Annotated in this window: 16 protein-coding genes, 2 pseudogenes and 1 riboswitch; of the genes and pseudogenes, 10 read left to right on the top strand and 8 right to left on the bottom strand. The window is 71.9% G+C overall.

Annotation, left to right across the window (positions count from 1 at the left end):
* Positions 1–3: 3 nt before the first annotated feature.
* The gene (locus O5O46_RS06115) at positions 4–1365 is read right to left on the bottom strand and encodes a glycosyltransferase family 4 protein (protein WP_443072405.1); all 1362 of its coding nucleotides are present in this window, start codon (positions 1363–1365) and stop codon (positions 4–6) included.
* A 223-nt stretch (positions 1366–1588) separates the two neighbouring features.
* Between O5O46_RS06115 and O5O46_RS06110 the strand changes: the two genes are divergently transcribed.
* Positions 1589–2194: a TetR family transcriptional regulator gene (locus O5O46_RS06110; RefSeq protein ID WP_269854198.1), complete on the top strand. Its 606-nt coding sequence runs from the start codon at positions 1589–1591 to the stop codon at positions 2192–2194.
* A 125-nt stretch (positions 2195–2319) separates the two neighbouring features.
* A pseudogene (locus O5O46_RS06105) lies at positions 2320–2899 on the top strand (LuxR C-terminal-related transcriptional regulator).
* On the opposite strand, the pseudogene O5O46_RS06100 reads toward O5O46_RS06105, so the two are convergent.
* The 4 genes and pseudogenes from O5O46_RS06100 to O5O46_RS06085 form a co-directional block, all read right to left on the bottom strand.
* Positions 2888–4612, bottom strand: a pseudogene (locus O5O46_RS06100) (ATP-binding cassette domain-containing protein); the annotation flags it as partial. The pseudogenes O5O46_RS06105 and O5O46_RS06100 sit on opposite strands and share 12 nt — an antisense overlap.
* A complete protein-coding gene (locus O5O46_RS06095; protein ID WP_443072403.1) occupies positions 4599–4787 on the bottom strand; it encodes a hypothetical protein in 189 nt (62 codons plus the stop codon). The gene O5O46_RS06095 and the pseudogene O5O46_RS06100, both read right to left, overlap by 14 nt.
* 278 nt (positions 4788–5065) lie before the next feature.
* On the bottom strand, positions 5066–5299 hold the full coding sequence (locus O5O46_RS06090; RefSeq protein ID WP_269854197.1) for a ferredoxin: 234 nt from the start codon (positions 5297–5299) through the stop codon (positions 5066–5068).
* Between the two features lie 6 nt (positions 5300–5305).
* Entirely contained in the window at positions 5306–6763 is a 1458-nt protein-coding gene (locus tag O5O46_RS06085) for an aldehyde dehydrogenase (RefSeq protein WP_269854196.1), read from the bottom strand.
* Positions 6764–6925: 162 nt separating this feature from the next.
* Here O5O46_RS06085 and O5O46_RS06080 point away from each other — a divergent pair, with 162 nt between their 5' ends.
* The 6 genes from O5O46_RS06080 to O5O46_RS06055 all read left to right on the top strand — a co-directional run bounded on the left by O5O46_RS06080 (position 6926) and on the right by O5O46_RS06055 (position 13719).
* Positions 6926–7960, top strand: a complete 1035-nt coding sequence (locus O5O46_RS06080) for an MBL fold metallo-hydrolase (protein WP_269854195.1) — start codon at positions 6926–6928, stop codon at positions 7958–7960.
* Between the two features lie 20 nt (positions 7961–7980).
* A riboswitch (cobalamin riboswitch) is annotated at positions 7981–8136 on the top strand.
* A gap of 121 nt (positions 8137–8257) precedes the next feature.
* Positions 8258–9505, top strand: a complete 1248-nt coding sequence (locus O5O46_RS06075) for a prenyltransferase/squalene oxidase repeat-containing protein (protein ID WP_269854194.1) — start codon at positions 8258–8260, stop codon at positions 9503–9505.
* Positions 9505–10149, top strand: coding sequence for an SCO2322 family protein (locus O5O46_RS06070; protein WP_269854193.1), 645 nt, complete (start codon positions 9505–9507; stop codon positions 10147–10149). Before O5O46_RS06075 ends, O5O46_RS06070 begins: the two co-directional genes overlap by 1 nt.
* Complete coding sequence (locus tag O5O46_RS06065) at positions 10146–11282, top strand: CbiQ family ECF transporter T component (protein WP_269854192.1); 1137 nt, start codon at positions 10146–10148, stop codon at positions 11280–11282. The genes O5O46_RS06070 and O5O46_RS06065 overlap by 4 nt, the downstream gene beginning before the upstream one ends.
* Entirely contained in the window at positions 11279–12898 is a 1620-nt protein-coding gene (locus O5O46_RS06060) for an ABC transporter ATP-binding protein (RefSeq protein WP_269854191.1), read from the top strand. Before O5O46_RS06065 ends, O5O46_RS06060 begins: the two co-directional genes overlap by 4 nt.
* Positions 12895–13719 carry an ECF transporter S component gene (locus O5O46_RS06055; RefSeq protein ID WP_269854190.1) on the top strand — a complete coding sequence of 275 codons (825 nt, stop codon included), beginning with the start codon at positions 12895–12897 and terminating at the stop codon, positions 13717–13719. Before O5O46_RS06060 ends, O5O46_RS06055 begins: the two co-directional genes overlap by 4 nt.
* Positions 13720–13956: 237 nt before the next feature.
* On the opposite strand, the gene O5O46_RS06050 is transcribed toward O5O46_RS06055, so the two are convergent.
* Together O5O46_RS06050 and O5O46_RS06045 are read right to left on the bottom strand one after the other, a co-directional pair.
* Positions 13957–14094: a DUF397 domain-containing protein gene (locus tag O5O46_RS06050; RefSeq protein ID WP_269854584.1), complete on the bottom strand. Its 138-nt coding sequence runs from the start codon at positions 14092–14094 to the stop codon at positions 13957–13959.
* Positions 14051–15004, bottom strand: coding sequence for a helix-turn-helix domain-containing protein (locus tag O5O46_RS06045; protein ID WP_269854189.1), 954 nt, complete (start codon positions 15002–15004; stop codon positions 14051–14053). Before O5O46_RS06045 ends, O5O46_RS06050 begins: the two co-directional genes overlap by 44 nt.
* A gap of 237 nt (positions 15005–15241) precedes the next feature.
* Between O5O46_RS06045 and O5O46_RS06040 the strand changes: the two genes are divergently transcribed.
* Together O5O46_RS06040 and O5O46_RS06035 are read left to right on the top strand one after the other, a co-directional pair.
* On the top strand, positions 15242–15430 hold the full coding sequence (locus O5O46_RS06040) for a hypothetical protein (RefSeq protein ID WP_269854188.1): 189 nt from the start codon (positions 15242–15244) through the stop codon (positions 15428–15430).
* 69 nt (positions 15431–15499) lie between these two features.
* Complete coding sequence (locus tag O5O46_RS06035; protein WP_269854187.1) at positions 15500–16363, top strand: alpha/beta fold hydrolase; 864 nt, start codon at positions 15500–15502, stop codon at positions 16361–16363.
* A gap of 543 nt (positions 16364–16906) precedes the next feature.
* Here O5O46_RS06035 and O5O46_RS06030 read toward each other — a convergent pair.
* Positions 16907–18076, bottom strand: a complete 1170-nt coding sequence (locus O5O46_RS06030; RefSeq protein ID WP_269854186.1) for a steroid 3-ketoacyl-CoA thiolase — start codon at positions 18074–18076, stop codon at positions 16907–16909.
* Positions 18077–18116: the final 40 nt, after the last annotated feature.

Raw genomic sequence — 18116 nt, 5'->3', positions numbered from 1 at the left:
CTTTCACTTGGGCGTACGGGGACTTGCCCCGGAAGAACTCCTGCTCTGGGAGATCGCCGCGCGGTAGCGCTCCACGGTTCCGCGCGCCGCCTGTTCCCAGGTGAACCGGGCCAGTACCCGGTCCCGCCCCGCGGCGCCGAGCCGGACGCGCAGCCGCGCGTCGCCCAGCAGTCTGGCCAGCGCACCGGCCAGCGCCTCCGGGTCGCCGGGCGGTACGGCGAGGCAGGTCTCTCCGTCCGGACCGGCCACCTCGGGGATGGCACCGCCGGTGGTGGCGACCAGCGGGGTGCCGGTGGCCATCGCCTCGGCGGCGGGCAGTGAGAAGCCCTCGTAGAGCGAGGGCACGCAGGAGATCTGCGCCCCGCGCACCAGATCCACCAGTTCGGCGTCGCTGATGCCCTTGACGAACTCCACGGCGCCGCCCAGCCGGTGCCGTTCGATGGCGGTGGCGACCGGACCCTTCTCCGGGCGCTTGCCGACCACGACGAGGTGGGCGTGCGGGTGCTCTCGGCGGACCACGGCCAGTGCCTCGATCAGATGGACCAGGCCCTTGAGCGGCACGTCGGCGCTTGAGGTGGTGACGATCCGGCCGGGGATCTCCGGTACCGACGGATCCGGGGAGAACAGGCGGGTGTCGGCGCCGATGGGGACCACGTGGATGCGGTCCGCGTGGACCCCGAGGTCCTCGATGATCTCGTGGCGGGATGAGCCGGAGACGGTCAGCACCGACGGCAGCCGCCTGGCGACACGTTTCTGCATCTGGGTGAACCCGTACCAGCGCCGGACCGAAAGCCGCCGCTTCCAGTTCGGCGCGGCGTCCAGTTCCAGTCGGCGGTCGACGGTGATCGGGTGGTGGATGGTGGTCACCAGCGGCAGGCCGATCCGCTCCATGCCCAACAGGCCGTAGCCCAGCGTCTGGTTGTCGTGTACGACGTCGAACTCACCGCAACGCCCGGCCAGATGGCGGCGTACGCGCAGCGAGAAGGTCAGCGGCTCGGGGAATCCGCCGGTCCACATGGTGCCGACCTCAAGGGCGTCGATCCAGTCCCGGATCTCGTCGCGCCTGGGGGTGCGGAACGGGTCGGGCTGCCGGTAGAGGTCCAGGCTGGGCAGTTCGGTGAGGGTCAGCCGACCCGGTTCCGGTGCCTGGTCGAGCACCGGGTACGGCTGGGCGCCGATGACTTCGACGGTGTGGCCGAGGCGGGCCAGCTCACGGGAGAGATGGCGCACGTAGACGCCCTGGCCGCCGCAGAAGGGGTTGCCCTTGTAGGTCAGCAGCGCGATGCGCAGCGGCCTTTCGCCAGCGTCCCGCGCGGGGGGTGCGAGCGATGCAGGCCCGACCACCGGAGCGGCCTCAGTCGTCACTCACGGCCCCCTTCTCACTGCAGTTCAGCCGGAGCGTAACCGGTCGCGCTAATCTAGAACAAGTTTCAGACTCGCTCGTCCAACGAACCCCGAATCTACCGGCAGCCAGTGCGACCGCCAGGGGCGCATCAGGTGATTCGCGCCACGGCTCGGCATCCTGCCATCATGCGCACACCGCCCCAGTGCGCCGCGCCTCGCGAACGGACTCCACGGAATGGGACAAATGGCCACAGAACAGAAACCGGCCTCTCCGCCCCTGACCGAACGTCAGGAAGCCCGCCGTCGCCGCATCCTGCACGCCAGTGCCCAACTCGCCAGCCGTGGCGGCTTCGACGCCGTGCAGATGCGGGAGGTCGCCGAGAACTCCCAGGTCGCCCTGGGCACGCTGTACCGCTACTTCCCGTCCAAGGTGCACCTGCTGGTCGCCACCATGCAGGACCAGTTGCAGCAGATGCACGAGACGCTGCGCAAGCGCCCACCCGCCGCGCAGGCCCCGTCCGCACGGGTGGCCGAGACGTTGATGCGGGCGTTCCGCGCGTTGCAGCGCGAGCCGCAGTTGGCCGACGCCATGCTCAGGGCGCTGACCTTCGCCGATCGCTCGGTCAGCCCCGAGGTGGACACCGTCTCCCGACTCACCACGGCGATCATCCTGGACGCGATGCGGCTGCCCGGTCCGCCGACCGCCGAACAGCTCTCCGCCGTGCGGGTCATCGAGCACACCTGGCACTCGGCGCTGGTCACCTGGTTGTCCGGGCGGGCGTCCATCGCTCAGGTGAAGATCGACATCGAGACGGTGTGCCGGCTGATCGACCTGACCGCCAGCGAGTGACGGAACACCTTTCCGGCCGCGCGGTGGACCCCAGGGGGGGAGCTTACGGTGCGGTAACGGCGCGCGCCGGTGGCGCTTCGCCTTGACCGAATCCCATACCCAAGGTCTCAGCCGACACCCACCTGTTGCGGTCGGCGCTGGCCGCCCTGCTCGCCCGGGACGGCGACCTAGACGTATCCACGACCAGCTGGCGGGACTTCAGAGCCGCGGCCCGCTCGTCGTCGCCACATGTGTGCGTGGTCGACGTGGAGTGTCCCGGCTCCACGGCGCTCACCACGACCAGCGGTACCACCCGCTCGTGTACCCTGCCCGGCCTGCCGGACCTGTCCGCGTTAGTGGTGCTCGCCACCGCCAGCAGACCGGGCCTGCTGCGCCGGGCATCACCGGCCCGCGCCCTGGGGTTCGTCAACAAGGGCGGCTCCCGAGAGCCTGTTGCGGGCGATCCGGCAGGTTGCCCAGGGGGAACGATTCGTCGACAGCGCACTCGCCCTCGACCTGCTCCACGCCGCCGACACCCCGTTGACCAAACGGGAGTTGAGCGTGCTGTCACTCGCCGCCGAGGGCGCCTCGGTGTCCGAGATCGCCCGCAGGCTGCACCTGTGCCACGGCACGGTGCGGAACTACATGGCCGCCATCAACCGCAAGACCGGTGCCCGCAACCGCGTTGACGCCATCCGGATATCCCAGGGCGCGGGGTGGCTGTGACCGCGCGCCCGCGGCGTCCCAGTGCCCCACCAGGTCGCGGTAGAGCCCCGAGCGGTCCAGCAGTTCCCGGTGGCTGCCGCACATCGCCCGCGCACCGTCCATCACCAGCACCAGGTCCGCACGGCGGGCCGAACTGATGCGGTGTGCGATCACGATCAGTGTGCCGCCGGGCCGTGCCGCGAAGGCCCGCTCGGCGCGCGCCTCGGCCGCCGCGTCCAGGTGTGGCAGGTCGCTCGTCCAACAGGATCAGGCGCGCCGGGGACGCGTACGCGCGGGCCAGCGCCAGCAGTTGCCGCTCACCGGCGGACAGCGCGGTCGGCGGTGCGTCCAAACCGCCGAGTTGGCTCATGAGTTGGGCGGCACCGACCGCCTCGGCCGCCTGCGGCAGCGTGTCGTCGGGCACCGGATCCGGGCAGAGATAGCGGAGGTTGTCGCGCACGGTGCCGGAGAAGACGTACGCCTCCTGCGGGATGAGGACGCGCGACTCCTTCGCTCCAGCGGCCTCACCGTTCACCAGCACCTCACCGGTGCACGGCTCCAGCAGGCCCGAGATCAGGCCGGCCAGCGTCGACCTGCCGATGCCGCTCGGGCCGACGACGGCCAGTGTGGGATCCCGCCGGAAGGACGAGGTCGAGGTCGTCGAGGACGAGACGAGCCGTCCCGCCGGGCGCGCCGTACCCGAAGCTGACCCCCCTCAACTCCACGGCCGCACCCGGGGCCTCGCCGCTGGCAGCGGCGGGGCGGGCCTCCGGCACCGGCCCGTCACCGCCCCGGAGCAACGCCCGCAGCACCACCGTCACCCGGGCCCCCCGCGCCGCCAAAGCCCTGTACCAGGCTCTGCAGCGCGGGCAGCAGTGACTGCGTCACATAGGTCATAGCGCCGACCAGCGCGCCCGCGGTCACCCCGTGGCCGAGCAGCCACGGCGCCGCCACCAGCAACAGCAGGACCGGCAGCCGCCCGCCCACGCCGAGTGCCGCGACCCGCACCATGCCCCATCGGGCCAGTACCCGGGCCGCCGCGTACTCGGCGTCGACGCGGGACCGGATCCGTTGTTCCGCGTGGTCCTCGGCTCCGCAGGCGACCACGTCCCGCAGTCCTGCCGCGGTCTCCCCCACCGCGTCCGCGAGGGCCTCGTCGGCGGTGAGGAACGCCCGCTGCCCGCGTGCCATCGGGCGCAACGACAGCGCGAACACCGCCAGCCCCAGCACCAGCGGCGGGGCCACCACGAGCAGCAGCGCGCCGGAGAGGGAGAGCAGTCCGATCAGCGCGCCAAGTGCCGTGAAGAAGAAGGACCGCGCGACCATCACCAGTCCCGCGAAGCTGTCCCTGGCGATCTCCACCTGCTGGGTGAGCCGGGAGACCACCGAGGTGTCCGCCCGGTGCGGTTGGGCCGCCGCGTCCCGGAGGCTGCCCCTCACCACCCGGGTCACCAGGGCGTCCCGCAGCGGCTCGGCGAGTCCGGCGACGCCCAGGAAGGACCGCCCGGTGCCGATCGCGCCGAAGGCGATACCCACCGCGGCGGCGGCCAGCCAGTACAGCCCGACCGCCGTGCGGTGGGCGAGGAACCCGTCGTCCAGGGCCCGGGCGAGGGCGTAGCCGCCGAGGAACGTCTGGCCCGCCTCCAGCAGCGACCATCCGGCGAGCGCCAGCAGTACCCGCCAGCGCGCGCGGAGGAAGCGCAGGCCGTGCAGGGCCAGTTCATCCGTCGGCATCGGCCGTCCCCTCCGCCGGTGAGCCGTCGAACACGGCCCGGTACTCGGCCAGTTGCCACAGCTCGCGGTGTGGCGCCAGTGCCCGCAGCCTGCCGCCTTCCAGCCAGGCGACGAGGTCCGCGCGGGCCGCGGTGGAGGCGCGGTGGGCGATCAGCATCCGGGTGCGGGCGGGCACGTCGTGTGCCAGCGCCTGGCTGATCTGGAGTTCGGTGACCGAGTCCAGGCTTGAGGTGCTCGAAGCGGGCGGCGGTCCGGGCGCCGGAGGTGGCAGGGCGGGCGGTGGTCTCGTAGAAGTGTCTGTCAGCCAGAACAGAAGACCTCGTACCGCTTGTCCATCGCTCCCCCTTGGTCCGCGTGGGGTTGAGATTTCCATGCGAACCAAGGGCCGGAACAGTCACGTCTGTCACGAAGCGGCCGTGAGGAATGCACGGTGTGGGGCCTGCCCACACAGGGTTACTCGTCCGGCGGGAAGACCGGCTCCCCCGTCCCGGCGCGGGTGACGGTGATCGCCTCCACCGGGCAGCCCTCGGCCGCCGCCAGCAGCGAGTCGCCGGCGTCGGTCTCGGTCGCCGTCGGATGGGACTGCCGGGCCGAGTCAAGGGTGAACGCGGTGGGCGCCGTGCCCGCGCACAGGCCGGAGCCGATGCACACCGAGCGGTCCACCGCCACGTGCCAGCGCTCGCCCATCGGCGCTCACCCCTCCCATCCGGCCGGAAGGTGGATCGTCTTGTGCTCCAGGTACTCCGAGTACCCCTCCGGTCCGAACTCCCGCCCGACTCCCGAGTTCTTGTAGCCGCCGAACGGACCCAGCATGTCGAGGCTGAACGTGTTCACCGAGTACGTACCGGTGCGCACCCGGCGGGCGATGTCGATGCCGTGTGCCACGTCGGAGGTCCAGACGCTGCCGGACAGGCCGTAGTCGGAGTCGTTGGCGATCCGTACCGCCTCTTCCTCGTCCGTGTACGGCAGCAGGCAGACGACCGGCCCGAAGATCTCCTCGCGGGCGATCCGCATGCCGTTGCCGACCTCGCCGAACAGCGTCGGCTCGACGTACCAGCCGTGCTGCTGGGACGCCGGACGGCCGCCGCCGGTCAGCACCTTGGCGCCTTCCCGCTGGCCGAGGGCGATGTATTCGAAGGAGCGCTGCTGCTGGCGGCGGGCGACGAGCGGGCCGACCTGGGTGGCCGGGTCGAGCGGATCGCCGACGACGAGCGCACCGGCCGCCGCCGCGAGCCGCTCGGCGATCTCGTCGTAGTGCTCTCGGGGCGCCAGGATCCGGGTCTGCGCCACGCACGCCTGGCCGTTGTTCATCCAGGCGTTGGGCACGATCCCGGCGACGGCCGCCTCCAGGTCCGCGTCGGGCAGGATGACGGCGGCGGACTTGCCGCCCAACTCCAGGGTGACGCGGGTGAGATGGCGTGCGGCGACCTCCATCACCCGCTTGCCCGCGGCGACGGATCCGGTGAAGGAGACCTTGTCGACGCCGGGGTGCCCGACGAGGTACTCGCTGACCTCGCGGTCGGCCGGAAGTACGGACAACACCCCCTCGGGCAGTCCCGCCTCGGCGGCGATCTCCGCCAGCAGGTAGGCGTCCAGCGGGGACTCGGGGGACGGCTTGAGGATCGCCGTACAGCCGCTGAGCAGCGCGGGGCCGAGCTTGGCGGCGGCCACGAACTGCGGCACGTTCCACGGTACGACGGCGGCGACCACGCCGACGGGTTCCCGCCGCACCAGCAGCGGGCCGAGGACGCCCGCCCGGCGCTCCTCGTAACGGAAGTCACGGGCGACGGTGATCGCCGCGTCCCACACCATCACCGCACCGAGCGCCTGCGCCAGGACGCTCCATGAGTACGGTGAGCCGTTCTGCGCGCTGATGAGCCGGGCGAACTCCTCGTGCCGCGCGGTGATCGCGTCCTTGATCCGGGTCACCACCGCGATCCGCTCCGCCAACGGCGTACGCGGCCACTCCCCCTCGTCGAACGCCCGCCGCGCCACGCCCACCGCGCGATCCACATCTCCCCGCGAGGCATGCGGCACCCGCCCGATGATCCGCTCGCTGTGCGGCGAGACCACTTCGATGACCCCCGCGCCCAACGGCTCGACCAACTCGCCACCGACGAACAGCTGCCCGTGCTCGATCAGCTCGGTCATGACCGGAAGCCTCCGCGTTTTCTGACGGCCTTTCAGGTACTGGTACCAGCTGCGGGCGGAGGAGTCCACGGCGAGCGCGGTCGGGAGGTCCCCCCTGCAACTTCCCGGGGAATGGGGGAGCTTGAAGAGGAACCCTGAAACCCGTTCTAGTTATAGTGGGCCATGCGGACGACCTCGGGGGGACCCATGGTGACCGACCACGGCGGTGGGGTGTGGAGCGTCCAGGTGCCCATACCGGACAATCCGCTGGGGTACACCCTCGTTCACCTTCTTGACACCGATCGCGGGCCGGTGCTCGTGGACACCGGGTGGGATGACCCGGATTCCTGGGACGCGTTGGTGAACGGGCTCGCGGAGTGCGGGACTTCGGTCGGCGAGGTGTACGGCGTGCTGCTCACCCATCATCATCCCGATCACCACGGGCTGTCCGGGCGGGTGCGGGAGGCGTCGGGGGCGTGGCTGGCGATGCATCCGGCGGACACCGCCGTCGTACGGCGGACCCGCGAGGCCCCGGCGCGACTGTGGCTGGACTACCTGCTCGACAAGCTCGCCGCGGCGGGCGCACCCGACGAGCACCTCGTACCGCTGCGCACCGCGCGCGCCGCCGGGCGGGGGCGAGTACCGCCCGGGGAGCGTCCCGCGCTTCCGGACCGGCAGATCGTGCCCGGTGAGCTGGTGGACGCGCCCGGGCGGCGGCTGCGGGCGATCTGGACGCCGGGGCACACGCCCGGCCACGTCTGCCTGCATCTGGAGGAGGGGCGGCGGCTGTTCTCCGGCGACCATCTGCTGCCCGGCATCACCCCGCACATCGGACTGTACGAGGACCCCGAGGACGGGACGGCCAGCGATCCCCTGGGGGACTACCTGGACTCGCTGGAGCGGATCGCACGGCTTGACCCGGCCGAGGTGCTCCCGGCACACCAGCACGCCTTCGCCGGTGCGCCGGACCGGGTACGGGAGTTGCTGGCGCACCACGCGGAGCGGCTGGCCGATCTGCGGGCGCTGCTCGCGGTTCGGCCGTCGACCCCGTGGCAGCTCGCGGAGAGCATGCGCTGGAACCGCGCCTGGGACGAGCTTCCGCACCGCTCGCGCAACATCGCGGTGGCCGAGGCCGAAGCCCACCTGCGGCGGCTGGTCAAGTTGGGCTTGGCGGAGCCGGTGGCCGGTTCCCACCCGGTGAGGTACGCGGCGGCGTAGCGAGCCCACGGCCAGGCGAGGAGCCCCTCTCGGGTCCGCGTAAAGTAGGCGGGACAATTTCATCCGCGTACGAACGGGGAAAGCCGGTGCAATTCCGGCGCTGACCCGCAACCGTGACGCGGACGCTCACGGAGTGTCCGCTCAGCCGGAGTGCCCGTGCGTACGCGAGCGGCTCCCGGTGGTGGCGCGGCTGCGCGCGACCCCCGGCACCGTCGAGGTATACGGAGCCGGAGCCCGGCGCCGCCCGCGCGGCGCCGGGCTCCGGCTGCGCTCCGCTCATCGAAAGGCAACCGACTCATGGCCCCCTCACGCAGGCCGCGTCCGGCCGCGCTCGCGCGGTGCGCCGCCGCACTGGCCGCCGTCGCGCTCCTCGGCGCGGCGGCGCCGTCCCCGTCGACGTCCAGCCTGCCCGTCGGCCTGTACGGCGGCGCGGACCCCACGTACAACGGGGTGTGGCGGCAGTCCACCGCGCTGCTGGCGCTGAGCACGGTGAAGGTCACCCCGGCCAAGGAGGCCGTGGACTGGCTGGTCGGGCAGCAGTGCGCCGACGGCGGCTTCGCCACCTACCGGGCCAACCCGGACACGTCGTGCGCCCCGAAGACCGAGGACACCAACTCGACCGCGGTCGCCGTCCAGGCGCTGGCGGCGGTCGGCGGGCACGGGACCACCGTGAGCAAGGCCGTGCACTGGCTGAAGTCGATGCAGAACAGCGACGGCGGCTGGGGCTACCAGCCGGGCACGCCCAGCGACGCCAACTCCACGGCCGTGGTGATCGGTGCGCTGACCGCCCCCGGCGAGGACGTGGCGAGCGTGACCAGGGGCGGCAAGTCGCCCTACGACGCGCTGTTGTCGTTCCAGATCGGCTGCGGCACCAAGGGCGCGCAGGACGCGCAGCGCGGAGCGTTCGCCTACCAGCCGGACAAGTCCGGCACGCTCGCCCCCAACGACAAGGCGACCGCGGACGCGGCCTTCGCGGCGCTCGGCAAGGGGTATGTGATCGGCGCGCCCGCGAAGAACACCGACCCGAAGGGGTTCGACTGCTCTGCGGCGCAGAAGGCGAACGATCCGGCCACCGCCGCCGACGCCGCCTCCGCGTACCTCGCCACCACGCTCTCCGCGAACGGCGACCACCTGACCACCGCCCAGCCGGGCTCCACCCAGAAGACCCCGGACTACGGCACCACGGCCGACGCGGTACTGGCGCTGGCCTCGGGCAACCACCTGGAAGCGGCGAAGAAGCCGTACACCTGGCTGACGAAGAACGCCGCCGGGTGGGCCAAGGGCGACCCGGCCGCTCTGGGCTCGCTGATCCTGGCGTCCGCCGCGACCGGCGCCAGCCCGCACGACTTCGCGGGCAACGACCTCGTGCAGCAGCTGGTCAACACCGGCCCGCGGCCCGAGGAGTCCACGTCGCCCTCGGCTTCCGAGGACCACAAGGACAGCGGTGGCGGCGGCGCGTCGGCGTGGTGGATCGTGGGCGCCGGTCTGGTCGCGGGCATCGGCATCGGCTGGGCGTTCAGCATGCGCAACAAGAAGCAGGTCTGATGCGAAGAGTGCTGGCCGTGCCGCTGCTGGCGGCGACGGTGCTGTTCGCCGCGCCCCCGGCGCAGGCCGAGGGCTACCGTTACTGGTCGTTCTGGGAGCGTGACGGCGGCTCCTGGTCGTACGCGCGGACCGGGCCCGCTATGGCCAGGCCGTCCGACGGCGACGTCGAGGGCTGGCGGTTCGCGGTCAGCGCGGACTCGGCGAGCGCGGCGAAGCCGCGGGGCGGTGCGGAGTTCGGCACGATCTGCGCCCACACCGAGACCAGGCCCGGCATGAAGCGGGTCGCGCTGGTACTGGACTTCGGCACTGCGGCCGACGCCCCGAACGGCGCCACCCCACCGCCCGCGCACACCGCGTGCGCCCAGGTGCCGCAGGACGCCAGTGCCGCCGACGCGTTGGCGGCGGTGGCCAAGCCGCTGCGCTACAGCTCGGCGGGGCTGGTGTGCGCGATCGCCGGTTATCCGCAGTCGGGTTGCGGGGAGCAGGTCGGCTCCAGTCCGCGGCGCGGTCCGGAGCCGTCCGCCGCCGCGCGGCCCAAGGCGTCGGGCGGCGGCCCCTCACTCGGCCTGTTCGCGGGCGTCGCCGTGGTCGTCGCGCTGGGCGCGGGCGCCGTCTGGCAGTCCCGTAGGCGGCGGTCCGGGTGACGGGGCCGCGCGGCTGGTTGCGGCAGCCCGCGGCGACCCGCTCCAACGCGCTGCACGCGGGCGCCTGGTGGCTGTGGGCGCTGGGCCTGGCGACGGCCGCGTCGCGCACCAGCAATCCACTGCTGCTCCTGCTTCTGGTCGCGGTGGCGGGCTATGTGGTGGCGGTCCGCCGGACCGACGCGCCGTGGGCCCGCTCGTACGGTGCGTTCCTCAAGCTCGGGCTGCTGGTGCTGACGTTGCGGGTCGTTTTCGCGGTCCTGCTGGGCTCGCCGATCCCGGGCACCCATGTGCTGTTCCGGCTGCCGGAGGTCCCGTTGCCGCACTGGGCGCAAGGGGTGCGGCTCGGCGGTCCGGTGCGGGCCGAGCAGGTGGTGTTCGCACTGTGCGACGGGTTGAAGCTGGCCACCCTGCTGGTGTGCGTGGGCGCGGCGAACGCGCTGGCCAATCCGGCGCGGCTGCTCAAGTCGCTGCCCGCGGCGCTGTACGAGGCGGGGGTCGCGGTGGTGGTGGCGATGACGTTCGCCCCGAACCTGGTGGCCGATGTGCAACGGCTGCGCGCCGCACGGCGGATGCGTGGTCGCGCCGACCGGGGCTTCAAGGCGCTGCTCCAGGTGGGACTGCCGGTGCTGGAGGGGGCGTTGGAGCGCTCGGTGGCGCTGGCGGCGGCGATGGACGCTCGCGGCTACGGTCGTACCGCCGAAGTCCCGCCCCGGGTAAGGCGGTTGACCGCCGCGCTGACGCTGGGCGGACTGCTCGGGGTGTGCGCGGGAACGTACGGGCTGCTGGCGGCGCAGGGCGCGGGCTTCGGCCTGCCGGTGCTGGTGCTGGGCCTCGCGGCGGCGCTGGCCGGGCTGTGGCTGGGCGGCCGGCGCAGCGTACGCACCCGGTACCGGCCGGACCACTGGGGCGCCCGGGCCTGGCTGGTCACCGCCTCCGGGGTGGCCGTCGCCGCACTGCTGATCCACGCCGCGGCCAGTGAACCGGCCGCGCTGAACCCGCCGGTGGTACCGCTGAGTGCGCCGACGTTGCCGTTGTGGCCCGCGGCGGCGGTGTTGCTCGGGCTGCTGCCCGCGGTCGTGGCACCGGCGCCGCGCCGCGACCCGCGGCCCGACTCGAAGGGAGCCGAGCGGTGATCCGCTTCGACAACGTCTCCGTCAGCTATCCGGGCGCGCCGCGGCCCGCGCTGCGGGACGTCGAGCTGACCGTCCCGGAGGGCGAGCTGTGCCTGCTGGTCGGCCCGTCCGGGGTGGGCAAGTCCACGTTGCTGGGCGCGGTCAGCGGCCTGGTGCCGCACTTCACCGGCGGGACACTGCACGGCCGGGTCACCGTGGCGGACCGGGACACCCGCACCCATCGGCCGCGTGAACTCGCCGACGTGGTGGGCACGGTGGGCCAGGACCCGGTGGCGCACTTCGTCACCGACACCGTGGAGTACGAACTCGCCTACGGGATGGAGTCGTTGGGGCTGCCGTCCGACGTGATGCGGCGGCGGGTGGAGGAGACGCTGGACCTGCTGGGCCTGGCGGAGCTGCGGGACCGGCCGATCGCCACGCTCTCCGGCGGACAGCGGCAGCGGGTGGCGATCGGATCGGTGCTCACCGTGCATCCGAAGGTGCTGGTGCTGGACGAGCCCACGTCGGCCCTTGACCCGGCGGCGGCCGAGGAGGTGCTGGCCGTGCTCCAGCGGCTGGTGCACGACCTGGGCACCACGGTGCTGCTCGCCGAGCACCGGCTGGAGCGGGTGGTGCAGTACGCGGACCAGGTGGTGCTGCTGGCCGAGCCGGGCATGCCCCCGGTGATCGGGGATCCGGCCGAGATCATGGCGGCGTCTCCGGTGTTCCCGCCGGTCGTCGGCTTGGGCAGGCTGGCGGGCTGGTCACCGCTGCCGCTGTCGGTACGGGACGCCCGGCGGGCGGCGCGTCCGCTGCGCGAGCGGTTGGCGGACCGCGGGCCGACGCCGGTGGTTCCGCCGCAGAAGACGGCACCGGTCGCCGAGGTGTCCGGGCTTTCGGTGCGGCGCGGCCGGGCCGAGGCGCTGCGCGGGATCGACCTGACGGTTCGGCCGGGTGAGACGGTGGCGCTGATGGGCCGCAACGGCGCTGGGAAGTCCACCCTGTTGGGTACGCTCACCGGTCTGCACGAGCCCGCCTCCGGCGGGGTACGGGTCGGCGGGGTGGTCCCGCACCGCACGGCGCCGCGTGAACTGGTGCGGCGGGTCGGGCTGGTGCCGCAGGAGCCGCGCGATCTGCTGTACGCGGACACGGTCGCGGCCGAGTGCTCGGCCGCCGACGAGGACGCGGGCGCCGCGCCGGGCACCTGCCGGGCGCTGGTGACGGAGTTGCTTCCGGGCGTACCGGACGAGACGCATCCGCGTGACCTGTCCGAGGGCCAGCGGCTGGCGCTGGCGCTGGCCGTCGTGCTGGCCGCCCGGCCACCGCTGCTGCTGCTCGACGAGCCGACCCGGGGCCTCGACTACGCGGCCAAGTCCCGGCTGGTGACCCGGCTGCGGGCGCTGGCGGCGGACGGCCACGCGATCGTACTGGCCACGCATGACGTGGAGTTGGCGGCGGAGCTGGCGCACCGGGTGGTGATCCTCGCCGACGGTGAGGTCGTCGCCGACGGCCGTACCGAGCAGGTGGTGGTCTCCTCGCCCGCCTTCGCCCCGCAGGTGGCGAAGATCCTCCAGCCGGGACCGTGGCTGACGGTTCCGCAGGTCGCGGCGGCGCTGGCGGACGAGGCGCGGGCATGAGGCGCGCGGAGCACATCAGGCCGGTTCGGCTCGGGCCGCGGTCGGCGGTGGCGCTCGCACTGCTGTCGCTGGTCGGTCTCGCGGCGTTCGGCTGGCCGCTGTTGGCCGACCCCGGCTCCGGGCTGGCGCACAGCGCTGACGCGCCGTGGCTGTTCGCCGGGCTGCTGCCGCTGCTGCTGGCGGTGGTGGTGGCGTCGATCGCCGACACCGGGCTGGACGCCAAGGCGATCGCGATGCTCGGGGTGCTCGCGGCGGCGGGCGCGGCGCTGCGCCCGCTGGGCGCGGGGACGGCGGGCATAGAGCCGATGTTCTTCCTGATCGTGCTGGCGGGCCGGGTTCTCGGTCCGGGCTTCGGCTTCGTGCTGGGCGCGGTGTCGATGTTCGCCTCCGCGCTGCTGACCGGCGGTGTGGGACCGTGGATGCCGTTCCAGATGCTCAGCATGGGCTGGGTGGGCATGGGTTCCGGACTGCTGTGGCAACGTCCGCGCGGGAGAGCCGAGTTGGTGATGCTGGCGGGGTACGGGGTGGTGTCCTCGCTGCTCTACGGCACGGTGATGAACCTCCAGGGCTGGCCGTACATCGGCGGCCTGTCCTCGGGGGTCGGCTATCTGCCGGGCGCGCCGCTGGCGGAGAACCTCGCGCACTTCGTCGCCTACTGCCTTGCGACGTCCATGGGTTGGGACCTGCCACGGGCGGCGGTGACCGCCGTACTCACCCTCGCCCTGGGCGCGCCCGTACTGAAGGCGCTGCGGCGTGCTACTCGCCGGGCGGCGTTCGAGGCTCCGGTGGCGTTCAGCGATGCTGGGCGGGCGGGGCGGTGATCGCTCCCCTTGGGGTTCAGCGTTTTTCCCACCCGCCCACCCGATTGCCCTCGGCCTTTGCTTGCCGTTGCGCACGGTTTGCGTGGGGTCGGGGGCGCGCCGGGGTGACTCCTCGGGTGGCTCCCTGCACCCGTAACGCGGCTTTCAGGGAAGTTCGATCGCCACCCTGCGGGGACACCCCGGCACACCCCCTCCTGTGGTGCCCTGCGAAAGGGGCGGGTGGGTGGGGAAAACCCCTCAGCGGGCGGGCCGGAAGTCCCCCGCCTTGAGCCCCGCCACGAACGCCGACCATGCGTCGAGGCCGAATATCAGGGCCGGACCGCCCGGATCCTTACTGTCCCGCACGGGGACGACGCCGGGGATACCGGGGGCTATTTCTATGCAGTTGCCGCCGTTGTCGCCGCTGTAGCTGGACTTGCGCCAAGTCGCCGCGGTCAGGTCGTAGTTGGTCATCCCTGCCATACCCTTCCATCACTTCGCTGATCATGGCGGCGGAGTCACGGGCCGACAGTGCGTCGGCCCGCAGTAGATCGTAAGTGCGGGCGTGCTTGGCGATCACAGCTGGATCATCACTGAAGTGCCCACGGTCCAACGACTCGGAGTACACCCACTCATGGCCGTCCGGCAGCGTGATCAGGGACATGGAAGTGTTGGGTGGGCGCAGGTGTAAGAGGCCGAACGGCGCCACCTGGATCCGAATGTTCGACCGCTTGCCGACTGCCAGCAGGTGTTCGCACTGCTCTCGCATCACTGCTGGCCCCCCGACCTCCCGCCGGATGGAGCTTTCGTCGAGCACCGCCACGAAAAGCGGTCCGTCATCGCTGAGGAAGCGCTGCTGTCGACTCAGGCGGGCGGTAACCCGTTCCTGTACGACTTCTTCGTCAGGCTCGACGCGCGCGAAGAGGGCTCGCGCGTAGGCATCGGTCTGCAACAAGCCAGGCATGACCTGGGTCTGGTACTCCCGCAGCGCCACCGCCACCGCGTCCATCGACGCGCGACGCTTGAACCAGTCGGGGTGTTCCACCGTTGGATACCAGTCGATGCGGCGCCACAGCCGAAGTAACAGACCCTCGGTGCCCAGCAGTTCGTCACACGTCTTGGCGAAATCCTCCTGCGGTACGCGTGTGCCCGCCTCCACGCGCGTGATCAGCGAACGGTCGCACGGGATCTTCGCGGCCAGATCGCCCTGGCTCCAACCCGCCCGTTCGCGGGCGTCCCGCAGCACTTCCCCGAAGAGGGCGCCGGACGTGGCAGCTGGTCCGCCCGCACCGTTACGACGGCCCATGGGCAACTCCCTTTGGTGACAGCTGATCTGTGGCACCAGCTAACCCCTGTTCAGCGTACGCGCACAGGGAAACGCTGTGGAAGCATCCGATCACGGAACGCACATCAGCCGCGAAGACCCCGGCGACCGCCGTCACGGTCCCGGGGCGTGGGCAACGCCGCATAGGAGCGTCAACATGCTTGAGCCTATCCCCGGTTGGTTCGCCGGTGTCCGGGCGCGCGGTGCGGAGGTCGCACGATGACCACTCCGGCCCTGCCGTACCAGGAGACGTGCGAGGAGTGCACGCGGCTGAAGACCGCGGAGCGGACAGCGCGATCGGACCGGAACCCGAGCAAGGAGGTGGACTACCGGGTCCTGGCCCGCCGCCACCTACGCGAGGTGCACGGCGTGCTGTCGATCGTTGGGGCGGCAGTGGGGCGCCAATGACGTCACCCGGCCAAGTCACCGCCAAATAATCGGAGGCCGGGGCGCGGCGTGATCGTTACGATCCGGATCATGAGTACTCACCGTGCCGGTCCTACGTTTGTGCTGGTCCACGGGTCTGGCTCCAGTTCGTTCATGTGGGCTCCGGTCCAGCGGGAGCTCACGTTGCTCGGCCACCGCAGCTTCGCCGTCGATCTGCCGGGCCATGGCTTCGACGCGCAGTACCCGGTGGCCTACCAGGCCCCGCAGGATCTCGACGCGTGGGCGGCCGAGCCTTCGACGTTGGCCAAGGTCACCCTGCGGGACAACGTCGACATGGTGGTTGATGTCGTCCGCCGAGTCGCCCAGCACGGGCCCGTGGTGTTGGTCGGCGCCAGTCTTGGCGGGACCACCATCACGGGAGTGGGCAACACGGTGCCCGAGTTGGTGGACAGGCTTGTGTACATATCCGCGTGGTCGTGCGTACAGCGGTCCAGTCCCGTCGAGTACATGCAGGAACCCGAGTTCGCCGACAACCTGTTGGCGCCGCTCTACGCGTTGAACGTGGGCGACCCGGCCGGACTCGGCGTCGGGCGGGCCAACTACCGCACGGCTGACCCCGATCTGCTCGCCGCTCTCAAGGCAGCCGTTATGGCGGACGGCACCGACGAGCAGTTCCGCGCCTTCCTCAACATCCTGCAGCCCGATGAGTCCCTTGCCGTGATGATGGCGGACGCCCGGGGGCACGCTGACACCTGGGGAAGGGTCGCCCGCACGTACATCCGGCTCACCGGCGACCGTTCACTTCCGGTGGCGATGCAGGACCGTTTGATCGCCGAGGCCGACGCGATGACGCCTGACAACCCGTATGACGTGCACACCATGGACACCAGCCATGCCGGGTTTCTCCTGCGACCGGCCGAGGTGGCGGGAATCCTCGACCAGTTGATCGCCTAAGCGGGCACGGTGCCCGGGGGCACCCCAGGGAGAACAGCATGACGGCGCACCCTACCGAGCCTGATGGGCCGCTCATCCCCAGACCCGAGAAGACGTTCCCGGCCCTCCGAGCCGCCCTCGCCCAGGTGGCGCCTTCCCGGCTGCCAGAGATGACGGCCGAACGTGACACGGTCTTCACGATGGCCACGCAGCACAACAGCTTCGGCCCCATCGACATGTTCCAGCTCAAATGGGCGACCGTGATCGAAATCGAACGCTTCCCGGGCGTCCCAGCGGCTCCATGCGGCGGAGCAGGCCGCTCAGGGCGCGGAGGACCGCGAGGCGCTCGATCGCGCCGTGCGTGAGATCCGGGAGATCACGGACCACGCTCGGACACAGGTCGCCGGTGAGTGACCCGGCCTGGGCGTGCTTCCCAGGCCGGGCAGCCCCGCCGACGCGGGGCGCGAACATGCGATGGCTCCGCCCCGGTCACCGTGAGCGGACAGCCGGTGGCCGGGGCGGGCAGATGCCGCGAGGGGCTTGTTTGGGGCGAGCCCCGAATCCCTACAACCGCTGGATGATCGTCCCCGCCGCCAGCGCGCCGCCCGCGCACATGGTGATCAGGGCGAACTCCCGGTCCGTGCGCTCCAGTTCATGGAGTGCGGTCGTGATCAACCGCGCTCCCGTGGCGCCCACCGGGTGGCCCAGGGCGATCGCGCCGCCGTTGACGTTGACCTTGTCCATGTCGGCGTCGAAGACCTGGGCCCAGGACAGCACCACCGACGCGAAGGCCTCGTTGATCTCGACCAGGTCGATGTCCCGCAGCGTCATGCCCGCCTTGCCCAGCACCGCCCGGGTGGCGTCGATCGGCCCGTCGAGGTGGAAGTGCGGATCGGCGCCGACCAGGGCCTGAGCCACGATCCTGGCCCGGGGCCTGAGCCGTAGCGCCCGGGCCATCCGCTTGCTGGCCCACATCACCGCCGCCGCGCCGTCGGAGATCTGCGAGGAGTTGCCCGCGGTGTGCACCGCGGTCGGCATGACCGGCTTCAGGCCCGCCAGCGCCTCCGCGCTGGTGTCGCGCAGGCCCTCGTCCCGGTCGACCAGCCGCCACATGCCGCCGCCCGCGAGCTGTTCCTCCTCGGTCGTCGGCACCTGGACCGGATAGGTCTCACGCTTGAAGCGCTCCTCCGCCCAGGCCGTGGCCGCCCGCCGCTGGGACAGCAGGCCCAGCGCGTCCACCCGCTCCCGGCTCAACCCGCGCCTCTTCGCGATGCGTTCGGCGGCCTGGAACTGGTTGGGCAGGTCGACGTTCCACTCGTCGGGGAACGGCCTGCCGGGCCCGTGCTTGGAGGCGCTGCCCAGCGGGACCCGGGACATCGCCTCCACCCCGCAGCCGATGCCGACGTCGATCACACCGCTGGCGACCATGTTGGCGACGATGTGGTTGGCCTGCTGGGACGAGCCGCACTGGCAGTCCACGGTGGTGGCCGCCGTCTCGTACGGCAGCCCCATCGCCAGCCAGGCGTTGCGGGCCGGGTTCATCGACTGCTCCCCGGCGTGGGTGACGGTTCCGCCGACGATCTGCTCGACGCAGTCGGGCTGGATACCGGTGCGGGCGAGGAGTTCGCGGTAGGTCTCGCCCAGCAGGTAGGCGGGGTGGAGGTTGCTCAGCGCGCCGCCGCGCTTGCCTATGGGGGTGCGTACTGCCTCGACGATGACGGGTTCAGCGGCCATGAATCTCGTCCTCTCCTCGGCTCCGGGCGTCCCGGCGCCC

Origin of the sequence: Streptomyces sp. RPT161, assembly GCF_027533845.1 — a bacterium.
Lineage (GTDB): Bacteria > Actinomycetota > Actinomycetes > Streptomycetales > Streptomycetaceae > Streptantibioticus_A > Streptantibioticus_A silvisoli_A.
The sequence above is the reverse complement of the archived record's forward strand: the minus strand, read 5'-3'. Positions and strand labels throughout refer to the sequence as shown.